Annotated in this window: 14 protein-coding genes; 7 read left to right on the forward strand and 7 right to left on the reverse strand. The window is 65.6% G+C overall.

Going from position 1 to position 18,260, the window contains the following annotated elements:
* Nucleotides 1-11 precede the first annotated feature (11 nt).
* Both adhP and CAL12_RS21230 read left to right on the forward strand, forming a co-directional pair.
* Complete coding sequence (adhP, locus tag CAL12_RS21225) at nt 12-1,040, forward strand: alcohol dehydrogenase AdhP (protein ID WP_086066429.1); 1,029 nt, start codon at nt 12-14, stop codon at nt 1,038-1,040.
* A gap of 121 nt (nt 1,041-1,161) precedes the next feature.
* On the forward strand, nt 1,162-2,160 hold the full coding sequence (locus CAL12_RS21230) for a glycosyltransferase family 9 protein (RefSeq protein WP_086066430.1): 999 nt from the start codon (nt 1,162-1,164) through the stop codon (nt 2,158-2,160).
* Nucleotides 2,161-2,175: 15 nt separating this feature from the next.
* Here the strand turns inward: CAL12_RS21230 and CAL12_RS21235 are convergent, their stop codons facing one another.
* Nucleotides 2,176-2,460 (reverse strand): hypothetical protein, encoded by a 285-nt coding sequence (locus CAL12_RS21235; RefSeq protein WP_086066431.1) that lies wholly within the window; start codon nt 2,458-2,460, stop codon nt 2,176-2,178.
* A gap of 164 nt (nt 2,461-2,624) precedes the next feature.
* Between CAL12_RS21235 and CAL12_RS28330 the strand changes: the two genes are divergently transcribed.
* On the forward strand, nt 2,625-3,725 hold the full coding sequence (locus CAL12_RS28330) for a hypothetical protein (protein ID WP_198298288.1): 1,101 nt from the start codon (nt 2,625-2,627) through the stop codon (nt 3,723-3,725).
* Nucleotides 3,726-3,741: 16 nt separating this feature from the next.
* Here the strand turns inward: CAL12_RS28330 and CAL12_RS28705 are convergent, their stop codons facing one another.
* The 6 genes from CAL12_RS28705 to CAL12_RS21270 all read right to left on the reverse strand — a co-directional run bounded on the left by CAL12_RS28705 (nt 3,742) and on the right by CAL12_RS21270 (nt 13,777).
* Nucleotides 3,742-3,954, reverse strand: a complete 213-nt coding sequence (locus tag CAL12_RS28705) for a hypothetical protein (RefSeq protein ID WP_086066432.1) — start codon at nt 3,952-3,954, stop codon at nt 3,742-3,744.
* A gap of 605 nt (nt 3,955-4,559) precedes the next feature.
* The gene (locus CAL12_RS21250) at nt 4,560-5,951 is read right to left on the reverse strand and encodes an NAD(P)/FAD-dependent oxidoreductase (RefSeq protein ID WP_086066433.1); all 1,392 of its coding nucleotides are present in this window, start codon (nt 5,949-5,951) and stop codon (nt 4,560-4,562) included.
* A 129-nt stretch (nt 5,952-6,080) separates the two neighbouring features.
* Nucleotides 6,081-7,613: an efflux transporter outer membrane subunit gene (locus tag CAL12_RS21255; protein WP_086066434.1), complete on the reverse strand. Its 1,533-nt coding sequence runs from the start codon at nt 7,611-7,613 to the stop codon at nt 6,081-6,083.
* Nucleotides 7,610-10,813, reverse strand: coding sequence for an efflux RND transporter permease subunit (locus tag CAL12_RS21260; protein WP_086066435.1), 3,204 nt, complete (start codon nt 10,811-10,813; stop codon nt 7,610-7,612). The genes CAL12_RS21255 and CAL12_RS21260 overlap by 4 nt, the downstream gene beginning before the upstream one ends.
* Nucleotides 10,814-10,881: 68 nt before the next feature.
* On the reverse strand, nt 10,882-12,153 hold the full coding sequence (locus CAL12_RS21265; protein ID WP_086066436.1) for an efflux RND transporter periplasmic adaptor subunit: 1,272 nt from the start codon (nt 12,151-12,153) through the stop codon (nt 10,882-10,884).
* 286 nt (nt 12,154-12,439) lie between these two features.
* A complete protein-coding gene (locus CAL12_RS21270; protein WP_086066437.1) occupies nt 12,440-13,777 on the reverse strand; it encodes an MFS transporter in 1,338 nt (445 codons plus the stop codon).
* A gap of 299 nt (nt 13,778-14,076) precedes the next feature.
* Here CAL12_RS21270 and cyoA point away from each other — a divergent pair, with 299 nt between their 5' ends.
* The 4 genes from cyoA (at nt 14,077) to cyoD (ending at nt 18,258) form a co-directional block, all read left to right on the forward strand.
* A complete protein-coding gene (gene cyoA, locus CAL12_RS21275) occupies nt 14,077-15,153 on the forward strand; it encodes a ubiquinol oxidase subunit II (RefSeq protein ID WP_086066438.1) in 1,077 nt (358 codons plus the stop codon).
* Nucleotides 15,154-15,216: 63 nt separating this feature from the next.
* Entirely contained in the window at nt 15,217-17,220 is a 2,004-nt protein-coding gene (cyoB, locus tag CAL12_RS21280) for a cytochrome o ubiquinol oxidase subunit I (protein ID WP_086066439.1), read from the forward strand.
* Nucleotides 17,213-17,854: a cytochrome o ubiquinol oxidase subunit III gene (gene cyoC / locus CAL12_RS21285; protein WP_086066440.1), complete on the forward strand. Its 642-nt coding sequence runs from the start codon at nt 17,213-17,215 to the stop codon at nt 17,852-17,854. Before cyoB ends, cyoC begins: the two co-directional genes overlap by 8 nt.
* Nucleotides 17,851-18,258, forward strand: coding sequence for a cytochrome o ubiquinol oxidase subunit IV (cyoD, locus tag CAL12_RS21290; protein ID WP_086066441.1), 408 nt, complete (start codon nt 17,851-17,853; stop codon nt 18,256-18,258). Before cyoC ends, cyoD begins: the two co-directional genes overlap by 4 nt.
* The last annotated feature ends 2 nt before the right edge of the window (nt 18,259-18,260 follow it).

Raw genomic sequence — 18,260 nt, forward strand, 5'->3', positions numbered from 1 at the left:
GGAGATTTTCCATGACCAAGACCATGAAAGCCGCGGTTGTCCGCGAATTCGGCAAGCCGCTGGTGATCGAGGAAGTCGCGGTGCCCACGCCTGGCCCTGGGCAGATACTGGTCAAGATCGCCGCGACGGGGGTCTGCCATACCGACCTGCACGCCGCCGAGGGCGACTGGCCGGTCAAGCCCAATCCGCCCTTCATCCCCGGCCACGAAGGCGTCGGCCACGTCGTGGGCGTCGGCGCCGGCGTCACGCACATCAAGGAAGGCGATCGCGTCGGCGTACCCTGGCTGTACACCGCCTGCGGCCACTGCAAGCACTGCCTGGGCGGTTGGGAAACGCTGTGCCACGAACAGCAGAACACCGGCTATTCGGTGAACGGCAGCTTCGCCGAGTACGTCGTCGCCGATCCCAACTACGTCGGCCACCTGCCGGACAATGTGTCCTTCGTGGATATCGCGCCCATCCTGTGCGCCGGCGTCACGGTCTACAAGGGCTTGAAAGTCACCGACACCAAACCCGACGACTGGATGGTGATTTCGGGGATCGGCGGCCTGGGACACCTGGCCGTGCAATATGCCAAGGCCATGGGCCTGAACGTGCTGGCCGTCGACATCGACGACGACAAGCTGGAACTGGCGACGAAACTGGGTGCCGCGTTGACGGTGAACGCGCGCACCACGGACCCGGTGACGTTCGTGAAGCGCGAAATCGGCGGTGCGCAAGGCGTGCTGGTGACCGCCGTATCGCCGAAGGCCTTCGAGCAAAGCCTGGGCATGGTCGGCCGAGGCGGTACCGTATCGCTGAATGGCTTGCCCCCCGGCGACTTCCCTTTGTCCATCTTCGATACCGTGCTGAACGGGATCACGGTGCGAGGCTCCATCGTGGGCACCCGGCTGGACCTTCAGGAAGCCTTGAATTTCGCCGGCGAAGGCAAGGTCAAGGCCACCATCGCCACGGAATCGCTGGAAAATATCAACGATATTTTTTCGCGCATGCACCACGGCGATATACAGGGCCGCATCGTGATCGACTTCCAGAAGTAAATACTCGCCGGCGCAACCCTCGTCCGCCAGGAAATTCACGTTTTATTCACGGGGCCCCAGTCTAAGCTTGCGCACCTCGCGCAGGGATGGAACCTGACGGCCGCGGGGTGACGGACGAGAAATGGTAAAGATAGACACGGATGCGCCGGTCGCGCTGATCCTGTCGCCCTATCTGGGCGACGCATTATTCCTGATGGCCATCGCGAACAACCTGCGACGCGCGGGACGGCGCGTGGCCGTGTACGGCGATCATGGCGTCGCGCTGGCGGAATGGTTTCCCGGCTTCGACCTGCGCCCCCTGGCGGCGGCGAACGCACCGGGCGCGCTGGAGGCCTGCGCGGCCGTCGTACAGATGTCGCAGGACGCGCCCATCGCCGGCCTCGCGCAACGCCACGGCAACTTCCTGGCCATCAAGCAAGCCCTGCCCCGCCAACCGGCGGACGACGGTTCGCGCGGCCTGGGCGCACCCTGCAACGGCATCATGGCCACCTTCCGCCGCTTCACCCGCGAATTCTTCGGCGTGACGGACTGGACGCACGACAACGGCCTGCGGGCTCCGGCGCTGTTGCGACACGGGCTGCATCCGCGGCGCGTCATCGTGCACCCCACGTCCAGCGAGCCCGAGCGCTGCTGGCGGCCGGCGCAGTATGCGGCCTTGGCAAACGCGCTGCGCGCACGCGGGTTCGACCCGGTCTTCGTGCTGGCGCGGCACGAACGCCCGTCCTGGCGGGCCTTGCTGGACGCCCATGGACTGACCGTGCTGGAAGCGCCGGACCTGGCCCACGTCGCCGGCGCCATCTTCGAATCGGGCTGGTTCATCGGCACAGACTCGGGCATCGGCCATCTGGCGTCGGCATGCGGCATCCCGACGGTGACCATCGCGGATCGGCCACGGAACATGAACAGCTGGCGGCCTATGTGGGCGCCGGGTTCTATCGTGCGTCCGTGGTGGCTGCCCCTGCGCAGCCTGCGCCGCGCCTGCTGGCGCGAGGCCACCACCGTGGGCAAGGCGCTGCGTACCTTCGACGCGCTGCGCCGGCGTGTCGAAAGCCAGGCGCCCGCCGGCCCGCAAGCCGGGCATGCGGCGCCATCGACGCCGGCGGTCGACAAACCCGCCTGATCATGGCGGCGCGCATCAGTCGTTGTCTTCGTCGGGATCCACCCACATATCGGTGATACGTCCCGTGGCATCCATCAGGATGGTCACCCGTCCCGGTTCGCGGTCGACCGGCACCGGCCCCGCCGCCACCCGCAGCTTGCGGCCGATCAGGTCGCCCAGCAGGAAGGTCACCACCTGGGAATGTATGGATATCGGCAGGCTGCCCAGGTCCGTCCTGGATACCTGGCCGCTTTGGCTCGGCCATGGGAATTCGGCTTCTTCATGGTCGCCGTTGGTGCGGATTGCTGTCGATAGGCTCATTACGCGCTCCCTGGTGAAGGCCCGTCGCGCGGACGAGCCGGACAGGAAGAGTTTCCAGGCGGCCGCCCATCGAAGATAGAGCACCGCATGCCCTAGCCCGTAGGCGCGACGGCAACATGCGTTAGGACATCTGGCGCACGCCAAAGCGGTTAAGATCGATCGCCATGAGCCTATATGAACGTCCCGCCGCCGCCTTCCGCGTCGCCCTTGCCGCCGCCTGCCTGCTGGCCGCGCCGGTCGCCCACGCCGACCCGAGCTACGAGGGCTACCGCGAGGGAACCTACCTGCGCTTCCTGAATGCACCCGAAGCCGGCCAGCCGCGCGCCGTGCCGCCCACGCTGGGCCTGTCGTTCGGCGGCGTATCCGTGCAGGCGGTCATGGACACAGGGTCGACCGGGATCGTGGTGGCCGCGTCCACCATTCCCGATGTGGATAGGCTGCAGTCGCTGGGGCCCGGAACCTTGAGCTATTCCAGCTCGGGCCGCATCATGCGCGGGCGCTGGGTGGTGGCCACCGCCAGCATCCGCGGCGCCAACGGCGCCAGCGTGACGACGCGTCCCCTGCCCGTGCTGGCGATCGACCGGATCGACTGCTTCCGCGACGCGCGGGATTGCCAACCCGAGGACCATCCGCGCCATGTGGCGATGATAGGCATAGGCTACGCGCGCGAAGCCGACCACCAGTCGCAGAGCACGCCGGACAAGAATCCCTTCCTGAACCTGCCCGGCATGGGCGATGGCGCAGGTCCGGGCCGCGAGGAACCGCGCCGCGCGCGGCGCGGTTATGTGGTCACGAGAGAAGGCGTCCACGTCGGCCTGACGCCGGCCAATACACGCGGCGATTACCGCTACATCAAGCTGGCGAAGCGGCCCGATGGCCGCGACTGGATGCCGCTGGACGCCTGCATCGCGCTGGATAAGGGGACGCCGACCTGCGGGACGGCGCTGATCGATACCGGCGTATCGGCGATGTACCTGACCGTGCCGCCCGATCGCCAGGCGGGACACCTGGCCGAAAGCGGCCACGCCCTGTCGCCCGGGACCCGGGTGTCGGTACGATTCGGCACGGATGCCACCGCGCAGTCGCCGGGCTATGGCTTCAACGTCGGCGATGCGCGCGAACCGGCGGCGCCGTCACGCGTCATCCTGGTCGAAGGCGCAAACCGGCCAGTGTTCGTCAATACAAGCGTGCATGCGCTCAACGTATTCGACTACCTGTACGACGCCGATGGCGGCTACGTCGGCTTTCGCCGCGTCGCGCGTTGATCGCACGGCCAGTCGTTCAGGCCTTGTTTTCTTCGACTACGGCGGCGCCCTGCGCCTCGTCATCGGCCTGCTCGGCCGCACTGCCCTGCTCTGGCTTGCCGGGCTTGCCGGCGTGGCGCTTCGCCGCGGCCTGCTTGGCCTCCTGCGAGTCGAAGCGATGGGCCTTGCCCATGGCGTGGGCGGCACGGCCGCCCTGCGCCGCGATGCCCCGCAACATTTCGGGATCCATTGCGGCGAAACCGCGTGGTTTACGTGCTGGCTTGCGTTCTTCAGTCATCATGCGCCCCCTAGGTGAGTAGCACGATCAACGGCAACACGCGTGCCCGGGGCATTTTGGTCGACTCACCCCGCATCGGCGGGCCGTATGCCCTTGATTCTTCTTAAGGATCGGCACCGCTTACCGTCGTTGTAGCGCTTACGGGATGCGCCGGGCCCAAATGGGGCGTCCACACGATCGCGGGGGACAGGGCCAAGGAGCGTTCCTGCGCCAAGCGCGCATTTCTGCGCGGGATGGTTACTTAGTATGTATTTCAGTGCGCCGTCCCAACGCTTGTTTTCATCCATAAACATGCTGATTTCAGGACATAACGCAAAAAGCTGGACCGGAAATCATGGTAAGTACGTTACATATAGTTACGGTGATGAGTGTGCGCTGCAGCAGCTCGATGCTACTTTTTTGGTGGGTCGACGGGCTGTTTTCGAACAGCTGGTACGTCGTGGACCCGCACACGAGCTTTGAGGCCACAGCGAAAGCCGTGGCCTCTTTTTTATGGACGCCCCGCCTGAGCGCCGATCTCAGGCGGGGTGCCTGCTCCGGGCGCCGAGGCGTTGGCGTCAGTGGAGTTTCACGCGCGGATGCGTGCGCCGCGTCAGCAGCCGCGCCAGCGCCAGCGACACCGTGCGGGAGAACCCCAGCACGGTGCGATGGTGCATCAGATGCAGGCTGGCATACATCCATCGGGCGATCAGGCCGCTGACGAAGAAGCCCCGCCCCAGCAGCGCCCCCATCAGGCTGCCCACCCCGCGCTCGCGCCCCAGGGCCACCAGCGAGCCGCGGTCCTTGTAGACGAAGTCGCCGCCCGGTTCGGGCTTGCCGGCGATGCGGGCACTCAGCCGGCGGAGCAGGTAGCTGGCCTCCTGATGGGCTGCCTGCGCGCGCGCTGGCACCACCCTGCCGTCCGCGCGGAGCACGGCCGCGCAGTCCCCGAAGGCGAGTATGGCCGGATCTTCGGTCCGCAGGCGCGCATCGACTTCCAGTTGGCCCACCCGGTTGCGGGGCAGATCCAGGACGCCGAGCACGTCCGGCCCCTTGATCCCCGCGGCCCACATGCACAGATCGGCCGGGAAGGCGCGGCCATCCTTCGTATGGACCGTATCCGCGGTCACCTCGGAAACCAGGCAGGCGCTCTCGATCTCTATGCCCAGGCTCTCCAGGCGCTGCTGGGCGGCACGCGAGAGTTTCTCCGGCAGCGCGGCCAGGATGCGGGGCGCGCCTTCGATGATGCGGATGGCCAGATCCCTGCGCGGATCGAAATTCGACAGGCCGTACGCCGCGACCAGCCGGCTGGCCTCCTGCAGTTCGGCGGCCAGCTCCACGCCGGTAGCGCCGCCGCCCACGATGGCAATGTGCAGCCGGGCCTGGGGATCGCGCGCCTTGGCCTGGTCGACTTTCACCATGGCCTGCAGCATGGTCAGGCGGAATTGCTCGGCGGATTCGGGCGTATCCAGGGTGATCGCGTGTTCGCGGGCGCCTGGCGTACCGAAGAAATTCGAGGTGCTGCCCACCGCGATGACCAGGGTGTCATAGGGGATATCGCGCTGGGGCAGCAGGGTCTCGCCCGCCGGCCCCGGTATCGCCCCGACCTGGACGAGGCGGCGCGCGCGGTCCACGGCCAGCATCGGCCCCAACACGAAGTTGAATTGCGACAGGTTGGCCAACATCAGGTACGACAGCCCTTCCTGCTGCACGTCGATCGTCCCCGCCGCGGCTTCGTGCAGCGTGGGCTTCCAGATGTGCACCATGTGGCTGTCGATCAGGGTGACGTGCTCCCGGCCATGCTTGCGGCCCAGCTCCGTTGCCAGTTCCAGGCCGCCGGCGCCGCCGCCGACGATCACGACACGGTGCGGGGGCCGCGCGTTCTGCTCGCGCACGGGGGCTTCGGTATTGTCCGCTCCGGTTTGCTCGGACTGCGCGTTGCCGCGCAGCAGTATCGGGTTCTGGGGCATGAGGACACCTTGAAGCAACGTCCGCCCGGCCTGGGCGGCACGTATTACATGGCGGCTGGCCAGCCGCCAAACAAGGTCCATACATCAGCAAACCGTGTTCCGGAAACCCCGCCGGAGGGCAACCCCGCCCTACTTCGCCGGGGCCGCCGCGTCCGCCGTCTGCTCTGGCTTCCTGGTGGTTTCTTCCCAGCCGCCGCCGAGCGCCTTGTACAGCGCCACGCGGTTCAACAGCGCCCCCAATCCGGCCTGCACCAGCTGCAGCTGCGCGTTGTAGTAGGTGACCTGGGCGTTCTGCACCTGCAGATAATTGTCGACGCCGCCGTTGTAGCGCATCGTGGAGAGTTCGACCGAGCGCGCGGAGGAAGCTTCCAGCGCCCGCAGCGCCTGCACCTGCGTGCCGTAAGTCGCCACGCCCGCCAGGGCGTCGGAGACCTCCTGGAAAGCCTGCTGGATCGATTTCTCGTACTGCGCCACCGCGATGTTGTCGCGCGCCTTGGCCAGGTCCAGATTGGCCCGGATGGATCCCCCTGCGAAAATCGGCGTCGTAATGGACGGCGAGAAGCTCCAGAACCCGTGGCCGCCCTTGAAGAGGTCGTCCAGCGACGGGCTGGCGGAGCCCAGCAGGCCCGTCAGCGATATCGTCGGAAAGAAAGCCGCGCGGGCGGCGCCGATGTTCGCATTGGCCGAGCGCAGGTTGTTTTCCGCCGACAGGATGTCGGGACGGCGCTCCAGCAGGTCGGACGGCAGGCCCGCCGGAATGCTGGCCAGGACCTGGGCGTTGTCGAACGGGGCCGGTGCGGGCAGATCCGGCGGCAAGGGCGCGCCGGTCAGCAGGACCAGGGCATTCACCGCCTGCGCCTGGGCCCGCGCCAGCTCGGCCAGGTTGGCCGAGGCCGAGTCCAGCAGGGACTTGGACTGGTTCAGGTCCAGTTCCGACGAAACCCCGCCATCGAAGCGGCGCTTGACCAGGTCATACGAGGTCTGGCGCGAATCCAGTGTCTTGCGGGTCAGGTCCAGTTGCACCTCGGCCGCGCGCAGATTCAGGTACGCCTGTGCCACTTCGCCGACCAGCGAGATCTGCACGCTGCGGCGCGCCTGTTCGGTGGACAGGTACTGCTGGTACGCCGCTTCCGACAGGCTGCGCAGGCGCCCGAACAGATCGATTTCGAATGTGGTCAGGCCCAGGCCCGCCTGGTACTGGCTGCTGATCGACGGCGAATCCGGTCCGCCCGGACGCAGGCTGGGCGGCAGGTGCTGGCGCGTGCCCTGGACGCCGGCGCCGATGCTGGGATAGATCTGGCCCCGCTGCACGCCCCATTGGGCGCGCGCTTCCTCGACACGCTGCACGGCCACGCGCAGGTCGCGGTTGTTCTGCAGCGACAGCGCGATCAGCGCCTGCAGGCGCGGATCGCGGAAGAACTCGCGCCAGCCTAGATCGGCGGCCGCCACGTCGCCCGCGGGCGCCAGGGCCGAGGCGGGCTGGGTGCCGGCCGTCGTGGCCTTGTCGTAGCCGCTGTACACCAGCTTGGGCTGGTCGGGCCAATCCGCCTGGACCGGCGCGGCGGGCCGCTCGTACTTGGGCGCCAGCGAGCAGCCGCTGACGGCGGCCACGATCGCCATGGCCAGCGAGGTTCTCTTCAACATGAATGGCGCACGCATCATTCACCCTTTCCTTCGGTGGCGGGAGCGGGGGGCGTGCCGTCCTGCGCCCGCTTGACCGCCTGTTCTTCCTCGAAGCGGCGCGCTTCCGCGCCCAGCAGGCGCGGCTTGGTCTTGAACAGACCCAGCACGACGACGAAGAAGGTCGGCACGAAAATCACCGCGAACGGCGTGGCCGCCAGCATCCCGCCCAGCACGCCCAGGCCGACCGCGCGTTGGCTGGCCGCGCCCGCGCCGGTAGCAATGGCCAGCGGGATGACGCCCAGGATGAAGGCCAGCGACGTCATCAGGATAGGCCGGAACCGCAGCCGCGCGGCCTCGACCGCGGACTCGTACAGCCCGAAGCCGCGCGCGTACTGGTCCTTGGCGAATTCGACGATCAGGATGGCGTTCTTGGCCGCCAGGCCGATCACGGTCACCATCCCGACCTGGAAGTACACGTCGTTGGACATCCCCAGCAATCCCACCAGGCCGACCGCGCCGAGCATGCCCAGCGGCACCACCAGCATCACCGAGATCGGAATGGCCCAGCTTTCATACAGGGCCGCCAGCACCAGGAACACCACCAGCAGGGACAACCCCATCAGGATGGGCGCCTGGTTGCCGGCCTCCCGCTCCTGATAGGACAGGCCGTTCCACTCGTAGCCGAAGCCCTGCGGCAACTGGGTCATCAGGCTTTCCATTTCCTGCATGGCTTCGCCGCTGGTGTAGCCCGGCCCCGCGTCGCCGGAGATACGGATCGACTCGTAGCTGTTGTAGCGCACGATCTGCACCGGGCCCTGGCCCCATTTGGCGGTGACGAAGCTCGACAAGGGCACCATGCCGCCGCTCGCATTGCGGGCGTTCAGGTTCAGGATGTCCTCCACCTGCATGCGATACGGCGCATCGGCCTGCACCCACACGTTCTGCATGCGGCCGAAGTTGGGGAACTTGTTGATCAGCGCGCTGCCCACCGCGGTGGAAACCAGCGTGGCCGCCTCGTCGAAGTTGACCCCCAGCGCGGCCGCTTTCTGGCGGTCGATGGTCAGGCTCAATTGCGCGCTCGGCCCGAGCCCGGATATCCGCACCTGCGACAGCACGGGGCTCTTCATCGCCATCCCCATCAACTGGCCCGTGGCGGCCGCAAGCGCGTCGGTACCCGCGCCGGCGCGGTCCTGCAGGCGGAAATCGAAGCCGGTGGCGTTACCCAGCGTCGAGATGGCCGGCGGCACCACGGTGAAGACCATGGCGTCGTGTATGCCCATCAGCAGGTTGTTCAAGGCCCGGAAAGACACCGCCTGGGCGGAATTCGCGCGCCCCTTGCGCTCGTCGAAATCCTTCAGAGTGGTGAAGGCGATCGCCGCGTTCAGGCCGTTGCCGTTGAAGCTGAACCCCTGCACGGCAATGATGTTCTGCACCTGCGGCTGATCCATGAAGTACTTTTCGACCTGCTGCAGCACGTCCACCGCGCGGTTGGCGCTGGAGCCCGACGGCAGTTCGATGTTGCTGATCACGTAGCCCTGGTCTTCCTCGGGCAGGAAGGACGAGGGCATGCGCCAGTACAGCCAGCCCAGCAGCAGCACCAGCACCAGGTAGATCACCATCATCCGGCCACCCTTGTGCAGGATGCGCGACACCCAGTTCTGGTACGCGTGCGTGCCGCGGTCGAAACGGCGGTTGAACCAGCCGAAGAAACCGCGCTTTTCCTCGTGCCTGTCATGCGGCACGGGCTTGAGGATGGTGGCGCACAAGGCCGGCGTGAAGCTCAGCGCCAGGAAGGCGGAGAAGAAGATCGACACCGCCATGGCGACGGCGAACTGGCGATAGATCACGCCGACCGAACCGCCCATGAAAGCCAGCGGCAGGAACACGCTGACCAGCACCAGCGTGATGCCGGTGATGGCGCCGGTGATCTGCGGCATGGCGCGCGACGTCGCCTCCTTGGGCGACAGGCCTTCGCTGGCCATGATGCGCTCGACGTTTTCCACCACCACGATGGCATCGTCCACCAGGATCCCGATGGCAAGTACCATGGCGAACATGGTCAATACGTTGATCGAGAAGCCCAGCGCCAGCATCACCGCGAAAGCGCCGAGCATCGCGACCGGCACCACCAGGGCCGGGATGATGGTGTAGCGCACGTTCTGCAGGAACAGGAACATCACCAGGAACACCAGCACCATGGCCTCGAGCAGCGTCTTGACCACGTCTGAGATCGAGGTCTGCACGTAGGGCGCGGTGTCGTACGGGATGTCGTACTTGATGTTGGCCGGGAAGTACTTGGACAGCTGCTCCATCTGCTGGCGCACGCCCTTGGCGGTGGCCAGCGCGTTGGCATCGGGCGACAGGATGATGGCGAAGGCGGCCGTCGGCTTGCCGTTCAGGCGCGCGCCGAAGAAGTAGTTGTCGGCACCGATCTCGACGCGCGCGACGTCGCGGATGCGTACCACCGACCCGTCGGTATTGGCGCGCAGCACCAGGTTGCCGAAGCCTTCGACCGTGGACAACTGGCCATTGGCGATCACGGTTGCGGTCGTGCGCTGGTCCGCCGGATTGGGCGGGCCGCCCATATTGCCGCCGGAGATCAGCACGTTCTGCTGCGCGATCACCTGGTTGACGTCCGACATGCTCAGGTTGTAGCCGACCAGCTTCTGCGGATCGACCCAGATACGCATGGCGCGGGGCGCGGCGAACAGCTGGAACTGGCCCACGCCCGGCACGCGCGACACGGGGTTCTTCACATTGCGCGTGACGTAGTCGGCCAACGCGGTCTGGTCCATCGTGCCGTCGGTGGACGACACGGTCACGATCATCAGGAAGCCGGTACTGGTCTGCTGGAACTGCACGCCCTGCTGCGCGACCGCGGCGGGGAGCTGGGCCGTCACGTTGGCCACGCGGTTCTGCACGTCAACCTGGGCCAGGTCCGGATCACGGCCCGGCGCGAACGTGGCGGTAATGGTCGACTGGCCGTTCGAGTCGCTGACGGACTCGTAATACAGCAAGCCCTTGGCGCCGTTGAGCTGATCCTCGATCAGGCTGGTCACCGAGTCGGCCACTTCCTTGGCGGACGCGCCGGGATAGGTGGCGGTGATCTCGATGGCGGGCGGCGCGACGTTGGGATACTGCGAAACCGGCATATTGGGGATCGCCAGTATCCCCGCGAGCAGGATGAACAGCGCGACCACCCAGGCAAAGATAGGTCTATCGATAAAAAATTGCGGCATGAGGGTAGACCCCGAAGACAATGCTCATGGTGCGGGGAGGCGGCGCCCTGGCACGGCGCCGCGCCCGATTACGACTTCTGACCGGCAGGCGCGGCGGGAGCCGCCGGCTGCTGTGCCCCGGGCTGCTTGCCTGGCTGCGCGTTGGGGGCCGGTTGCTGACCGCCGCCCGGAGCCTGCTGCGCCCCAGGCTGCTGGCCCGGCGTCCATTGCGAAACCTTGACCGGCGCGCCAGGGCGGACTTTCTGGAAGCCTTCCACGACGACCACGTCGCCGGCCTTCAGGCCGCTCGTGATGACCCAGCGCCCGTTGAGCGCATTGCCGGTGGTCACGTTGACCTGGTCGATCTTGCCGTCCCGTACCAGCATCAGGCTCTGCAAGCCGTCAGGCGTGCGCTGCAGGGCCTGCTGCGGCACCAGTAGCGCCTTGTCGTCCACGCCCTGCGTCAGCCGCACACGCACGTACATGCCGGGCAGCAGCACGGTTTCCGGATTGGGGAATTCGGCGCGCAGGTTCACCTGCCCGGTGGACGGATCGACGGTGATGCCGGTGAACAGCAGCTTGCCTTTATGCCCGTAGATCGAGCCGTCCTCCAGCACGACCTCGGCCAGGGCGGCGTTCTCGCCCACCTTCTGCAGCTGGCCGGCCGCGAAGGCCTTGCGCAACGCCGCCAGATCGGTGGTGGACTGCGTGAAATCCACGTAGACGGGATCCAACTGCTGGACCAGCGCCATCTGCGTGGCCGAAGAGCCTTCCACCAGCGCGCCTTCGGTCACCAGCGGCTTGCCGATGCGGCCGGTGATCGGCGACGTCACGTTGGTATAGCCAAGGTTGATCGAGGCGTTCTGCAGATTGGCCTTGGCCGCCGCGACCGCCGCGTCGGCCTGCCGGTAGCTGGCCACCGCGTTGTCGTATTCCTGCTTGCTGACGGCATTCGCCTTGACCAGCGGCGCGTAGCGATCGGCCAGCGCCTTGGCGCTGAACAGATCGGCCTGGGACTGCTTCAACTGCGCGGCGGCCTGGTCGTAGGCCGCCTTGTAGGGCGCCGGATCGATCTTGAACAGCAGCTCGTTTTCCTTGACGTCGCCGCCCTGCTGGAAAACGATCTTCTGCACGATGCCGGTGACCCGAGCGCGGATTTGCGCGTCGCGCACGGCGTCGACGCGGCCAGGCAGGTCGGCTACGCTGGGCGCGCGCTCGGGCTGCACCGTGATGACGCTGACCTGGGGTGGACCGGGATTCAGTTGAGGACGTTCGCCGCATCCGGCGAGTAATGTCACCGCGGCGGCAATGGTGACCAGGGGTGCTGCTACGCGCTTTGGAACACGAGGCGCAAAATGCATGGAATCCTCTCGCCATCGGCATGCGAAACCATGCCGTCTTGAATGAAGCGGGCACGGAAGGCCGATTGGCGTCCGGCAGCGCTCATGGCGACGCGCGAACCATGCCCCCACCCCATCCGTCTCCCGCGGGCCGCGCTAATGTAACGCATTCAACGATTCGACACCAATATCATGCAATCTGTGTCGGATGAACGACAAAAGAGCCGGCAAGGCCGGCTCCTGGAATGGGGAAGGTGGCAGGCGCGCCGCTGTCGCACGGCGCGCCGGTCCAGGTTTCGATGCGGCCTCAGTCGCGCTGGAGCTCCAGCGAGCGATTGATGCGCAGGGCCAGCAGCGTGCAGGCCACCCCGGACAGCAGATAGACGCTGACCGCGCCCAGGCCGAAACGGGCCGACAGGCTCAGCGCCACGACAGGCGCGAATGCCGCGCCGAACAACCACGCGAAGTCGGCCGTGAAGGCCGCGCCGGTGTAGCGGAAACGGCGGGCGAAATTGGACGTCACGGTGCCCGACGCCTGCCCGTAGGACAAGCCCAGCAGCACGAAACCGATCAGGATGAAGGCGTCCTGCGCCACGGTGCCGCCGTCCAGCAGCCACGGGGTGCACAGGCTGAACACCCCGATCAGGCAGGCCAGCGTGCCCAGGGTATTGCGGCGGCCGATGTGGTCGGCCAGCCAGCCCGAGGCCATGGTGCCCAGGATGCCCAGCAAGGCCCCGATGACCTGCACGCTCAGGATGGCGTCGATGGACTGCGTGGACTGCAGCGCCAGCCAGGACAGCGGGAAGATGGTCACCAGGTGGAACAGGGCATAGCTGGCCAGGGCGGCGAAGGCGCCCAGGAAGATGTTGTAGCCCTGCTCGCGCATCAGGGTGTGGGCGGGGATGGGCTCCAGCTCGCCTTCCTCCAGCAGCCGCGTGTATTCATGCGTCACCACCAGGCGCAGCCGCGCGAACAGCGCCACCACGTTGATGGCGAAGGCGACGTAGAAGGGATAGCGCCAGCCCCATTCGGTGAAGTCGTCCGCGTTCAGGTTGGTGTGCAGGTACAGGAACAGGCCGCCCGCCAGCAGGAAGCCGATGGGCGCGCCCAGCTGGCCCAGCATCGCGTACCAGCCGCGCCGTTCCGGCGGGGCGTTCAGGGCCAGCAGGGACGGCAGGCCATCCCAGGCGCCCCCGGTGGCCAGGCCTTGCAGGCAGCGGAACACGGCAAGCAATATAATGGCGCGTTCGCCCAGGGTGGCAAAGTTGGGCAGGAACGCGATACCGGCGGTAGCCGTACCGAGCACGAAGAGTGCGATGGTCAGCTTCGTCGCACGGCCCCAACGCCTCTGCACGGCCATGAACAAGGCGGTGCCGAAGGGCCGGGCGATGAAGGCGAAGGAAAATACGACGAAGGCGGCAAGTATGCCTTCCAGCCGCGTCAGGAACGGGAAGAACACCTGCGGGAAGACGAGTACCGAGGCGATCCCGTATACGAAGAAGTCGAAATATTCGGAGGCCCGTCCTATGACGACGCCAATGGCGATTTCTCCGGGCGCGACCTTGGAATGGTCGGCGGTGGTCAATCTTGCGTCACGCTCGAGCGTAGTCGATGACGCGTCTGGGAATGCTGCAGTCGTGGACATCTTATCTCCTCGCGATCATTGCGACCGGTTGCCCGGCCGTAGCAGTCTTCGTACCCGAAGACGGCTCCCTACTGTCGCGCAGGCCTGCTGCTTACCGAAAATTGCCCTTCAACAGGCCCGGCGTGCCTTAGCATGGCACGACTTTCGGCTTGCCGCCATAGGTAGGACAAAATGTCCACTTTCCGCAGTGCGTCAAAAATTGTACATTTCGCGTGATTTTTTCTCGCAAGCTTACGCGGCGCTTACAGCTCCCCGTCAGCATTCCGCCCCAGTTCCTGTTTGAGCTTTCGTCGCCCGGCATGTCATCCTCCACGTTTCCCCGCCGACTTCTCCTGCTTCCGCTGCTCGCCCTGGTCGCCCTCCTGGGTGGCTGTAACGGGGTGGTGATGTCTCCGTCCGGCGATATCGCAGTGCAGCAACGCGATCTGATCGTCATCTCCACGGTGTTGATGCTGATCATCATCATCCCGGTCATCATCCTGACCCTGGTGTTCGCCTGGCGCTACCGCGCTTCCAACACCAACGCCACCTACGACCCCGAGTGGCACCATTCCACCGTGGTGGAACTGGTGGTGTGGTCGGCGCCGCTGCTGATCATCATCGCCCTGGGCGCCATCACCTGGGTGACGACCCACCGCCTGGACCCCTACCGTCCGCTGGACCGCATCGCGGAAGGCCACGAGCTGCCCACCAACGTCAAACCGCTGACGGTGGAAGTGGTGGCCCTGGACTGGAAATGGCTGTTCATCTACCCCGAGGAAGGCGTGGCCACGGTGAACGAGCTGGTGGCCCCGGTAAACCGGCCCATCACGTTCAAGATCACGTCGTCGACGATGATGAACTCCTTCTTCATCCCGGCGCTGGCCGGCCAGGTCTATGCCATGCCCGGCATGGAAACCAAGCTGCACGCCGTGATCAACAAGGCCGGCGTGTATGAAGGCTTCTCGGCCAACTACAGCGGCGCCGGTTTCTCGGACATGCGCTTCAAGTTCTACGGCATGACCAATGCCGACTTCGACAACTGGGTCCAGCAGACGCGCGACGGCGGGGGTGAACTGACCCGCCCGGTCTACCTGAAACTGGAACAGCCCAGCGAAAAGGACCCGGTACGCCGCTACGCCAAGGTGGCGCCCGATCTGTATGACGCCATCGTCAACCGCTGCGTCGAATCCAACCGCATGTGCATCAAGGACATGATGGCGATCGACGAGAAGGGCGGCCTCGGTACGTCCGGCACGTACAACGTCGCGAACAACGGCTCGACCCGCGTCCGTCTCGGCCTGGCCGACACGTCCGCGCGGAACTATGTCGGCGCCGTCTGCACGCCCGCCAACCCCACCGGCGCCGCCGTCCTGGACGATCGCGTACCGCTCTGATCCGAATCTGAGTAAGCCGCCCGCCCCTCTTTCCGCCTTGCGCCTCCCGTCACGGGAATCGAGATGTTTGAGAACCTAGACCTGCATAAGCTATTACTCGGCCGCCTATCCCTGGAGGCGATCCCCTACCATGAACCGATCCTGCTGGTGACGTTCATCTTCGTGGCCATCGGCGGCATCGCGCTGCTCGGCGCGTTGACCTACTTCCGCGTCTGGGGCTACCTGTGGCGCGAGTGGTTCACCAGCATCGACCACAAGAAGATCGGCATCATGTACATCGTGCTGGCGATCATCATGCTGCTGCGGGGCTTCGCCGACGCCATCATGATGCGGCTGCAGCAGGCGATTGCCTTCGGCGACGTCAGCGGCTATCTGCCACCGCACCACTACGACCAGATCTTCACGGCGCACGGCGTGATCATGATCTTCTTCGTGGCGATGCCGCTGGTCACGGGCCTGATGAACTACATCGTGCCGCTGCAGATCGGCGCGCGCGACGTGTCCTTTCCCTTCCTGAACAATTTCAGCTTCTGGATGACGGTGGGCGGCGCGGTGCTGGTGATGACCTCGCTGTTCGTCGGCGAATTCGCGCGCACCGGCTGGCTGGCCTATCCGCCGCTGTCGGGCATCGAGCAGAGTCCGGACGTGGGGGTGGATTACTACATCTGGGGCCTGCAGGTCGCGGGGCTGGGGACCTTGCTGTCAGGGATCAACCTGCTGGTGACCATCATCAAGATGCGCGCCCCGGGCATGACCATGATGAAGATGCCCATCTTCACGTGGACGTCTCTGTGCACCAACGTGCTGATCGTGGCTGCCTTCCCGATCCTGACCGCGGTGCTGGCGCTGCTGGCGCTGGACCGCTACGCCGGTACGAACTTCTTCACGAACGACTTCGGCGGCAATCCGATGATGTACATCAACCTCATCTGGATCTGGGGCCATCCGGAGGTGTACATCCTGATCCTGCCGGCCTTCGGCGTGTTCTCGGAAGTCGTGTCCACCTATAGCGGCAAGCGCCTGTTCGGCTATGCGTCCATGGTGTACGCCACCGTCGTGATCACGGTGCTGTCCTACCTGGTGTGGCTGCACCACTTCTTCACCATGGGATCGGGGGCGAGCGTCAACTCGTTCTTCGGCATCACCACGATGATCATCTCCATCCCGACCGGGGCGAAGATCTTCAACTGGCTGTTCACGATGTACCGCGGCCGCATCCGCCTCGACGTGCCGATGCTGTGGACGGTGGGCTTCATGGTGACCTTCGTCATCGGCGGCATGACCGGCGTCATGCTGGCCGTTCCCCCGGCCGACTTCGTGCTGCACAACAGCCTGTTCCTGATCGCTCACTTCCACAACGTAATCATCGGTGGCGTGCTGTTCGGCATGTTCGCGGCGATCAACTACTGGTTCCCCAAGGCCTTCGGCTTCAAGCTGGACGAATTCTGGGGCAAGTGCTCGTTCTGGTTCTGGCTGGTGGGCTTCTGGGTGGCCTTCACGCCGCTGTACGTGCTGGGCCTGATGGGCGTGACGCGCCGCATGAACCACTTCGACGATCCTTCGCTGCAGATCTGGTTCGTGATCGCCGCCATCGGCGCGGGCCTGATCGCGATCGGCATCGCCAGCTTCCTGATCCAGATCTACGTCAGCTTCCGCCGCCGCGAGCAACTGCGCGACGTGACGGGCGATCCCTGGAACGGCCGTACGCTGGAGTGGTCGACGTCGTCGCCCCCGCCCGCCTACAACTTCGCCTTCACCCCGCAGATCCATGAAGGCGATGCCTGGTGGCAGATGAAGCAGCGCGGCTCCGAGCGCCCCTTGCAAGGATTCATCCCGATCCACATGCCCAAGAACACGGCCGCCGGCGTAATCATCGCCGGACTGTGCACGGCATTCGGTTTCGGCATGATCTGGCACATGTGGCTGCTGGTGATCGTTTCCTTCCTCGGCGCCATCGCCGCCGCGATCATCCACAGCTTCAACTACAAGCGCGATTACTACATTCCCGCGGACGAAGTCGTTCGCACCGAGGCCGAGCGTACCCGTCTGCTAGCGAACCATGTCTAAAGCCACCGTCCTGACCCAACCTGGCGCCGCGGCTGCGCCGGAAAACCTCCGTTTCTATCTGACGGAGGAACACCATCCGAAGAACGGCACCCTGCTGGGCTTCTGGATTTACCTGATGAGCGATTGCCTCATCTTCGCGAGCCTGTTCGCGGTGTACGGCGTGCTGGGCCGCAGCTATGCGGCCGGCCCCTCGGGCGCGGACCTGTTCGACCTGCCGCTGGTGGCGCTGAACACGTCCATGCTGCTGCTGTCGTCCATCACCTATGGCTTCGCCATGCTGGAGATGAACCGCAACCGCGTGGGCGCCACGCAGATGTGGCTGCTGATCACCGGCCTGTTCGGCGCCGCCTTCATCGGGCTCGAACTGTACGAATTCGCGCACCTGATCCACGAAGGCGCCGGCCCCGGCCGCAGCGCTTTCCTGTCGTCGTTCTTCACCCTGGTGGGTACGCACGGGCTGCACGTCACCAGCGGCATCATCTGGCTGATCACCCTGATGGTGCAGGTCGGCCGCCACGGCCTGACGTCGGCCAACAAGCGCCGCCTGATGTGCCTGTCGATGTTCTGGCACTTCCTGGACGTCGTCTGGATCGGCGTGTTCACCTTTGTCTACCTGATGGGAGTGCTGCCATGAGCACGCATAACGGTACGCTGGCCCATGGCGATCACGACCATGGCCACGATCATCACGACGACCACGATGACGGCGCCGCGCACGGCACCTTCAAGGGCTACATGACGGGCTTCGTCCTGTCGGTCATCCTGACGGCGATCCCGTTCTGGATCGTCATGGGCAAGGTGTTCGACCAGTCCAGCACGACGGCCATGGTCATCCTGGGCCTGGCCGCGGTGCAGATCGTGGTTCACATGATCTACTTCCTGCACATGAATGCCCGCTCGGAAGGCGGCTGGACCATGCTGGCGCTGATCTTCACCGTGGTCATCGTCGTCATCACGCTGGCCGGCTCGCTGTGGGTCATGTATCACCTGAACGTGAACATGATGCCGTCCATGACCGACATGAAGAACATGCCGTAAGG

It is taken from the genome of Bordetella genomosp. 8 (genome assembly GCF_002119685.1).
GTDB lineage: Bacteria > Pseudomonadota > Gammaproteobacteria > Burkholderiales > Burkholderiaceae_B > Bordetella_C.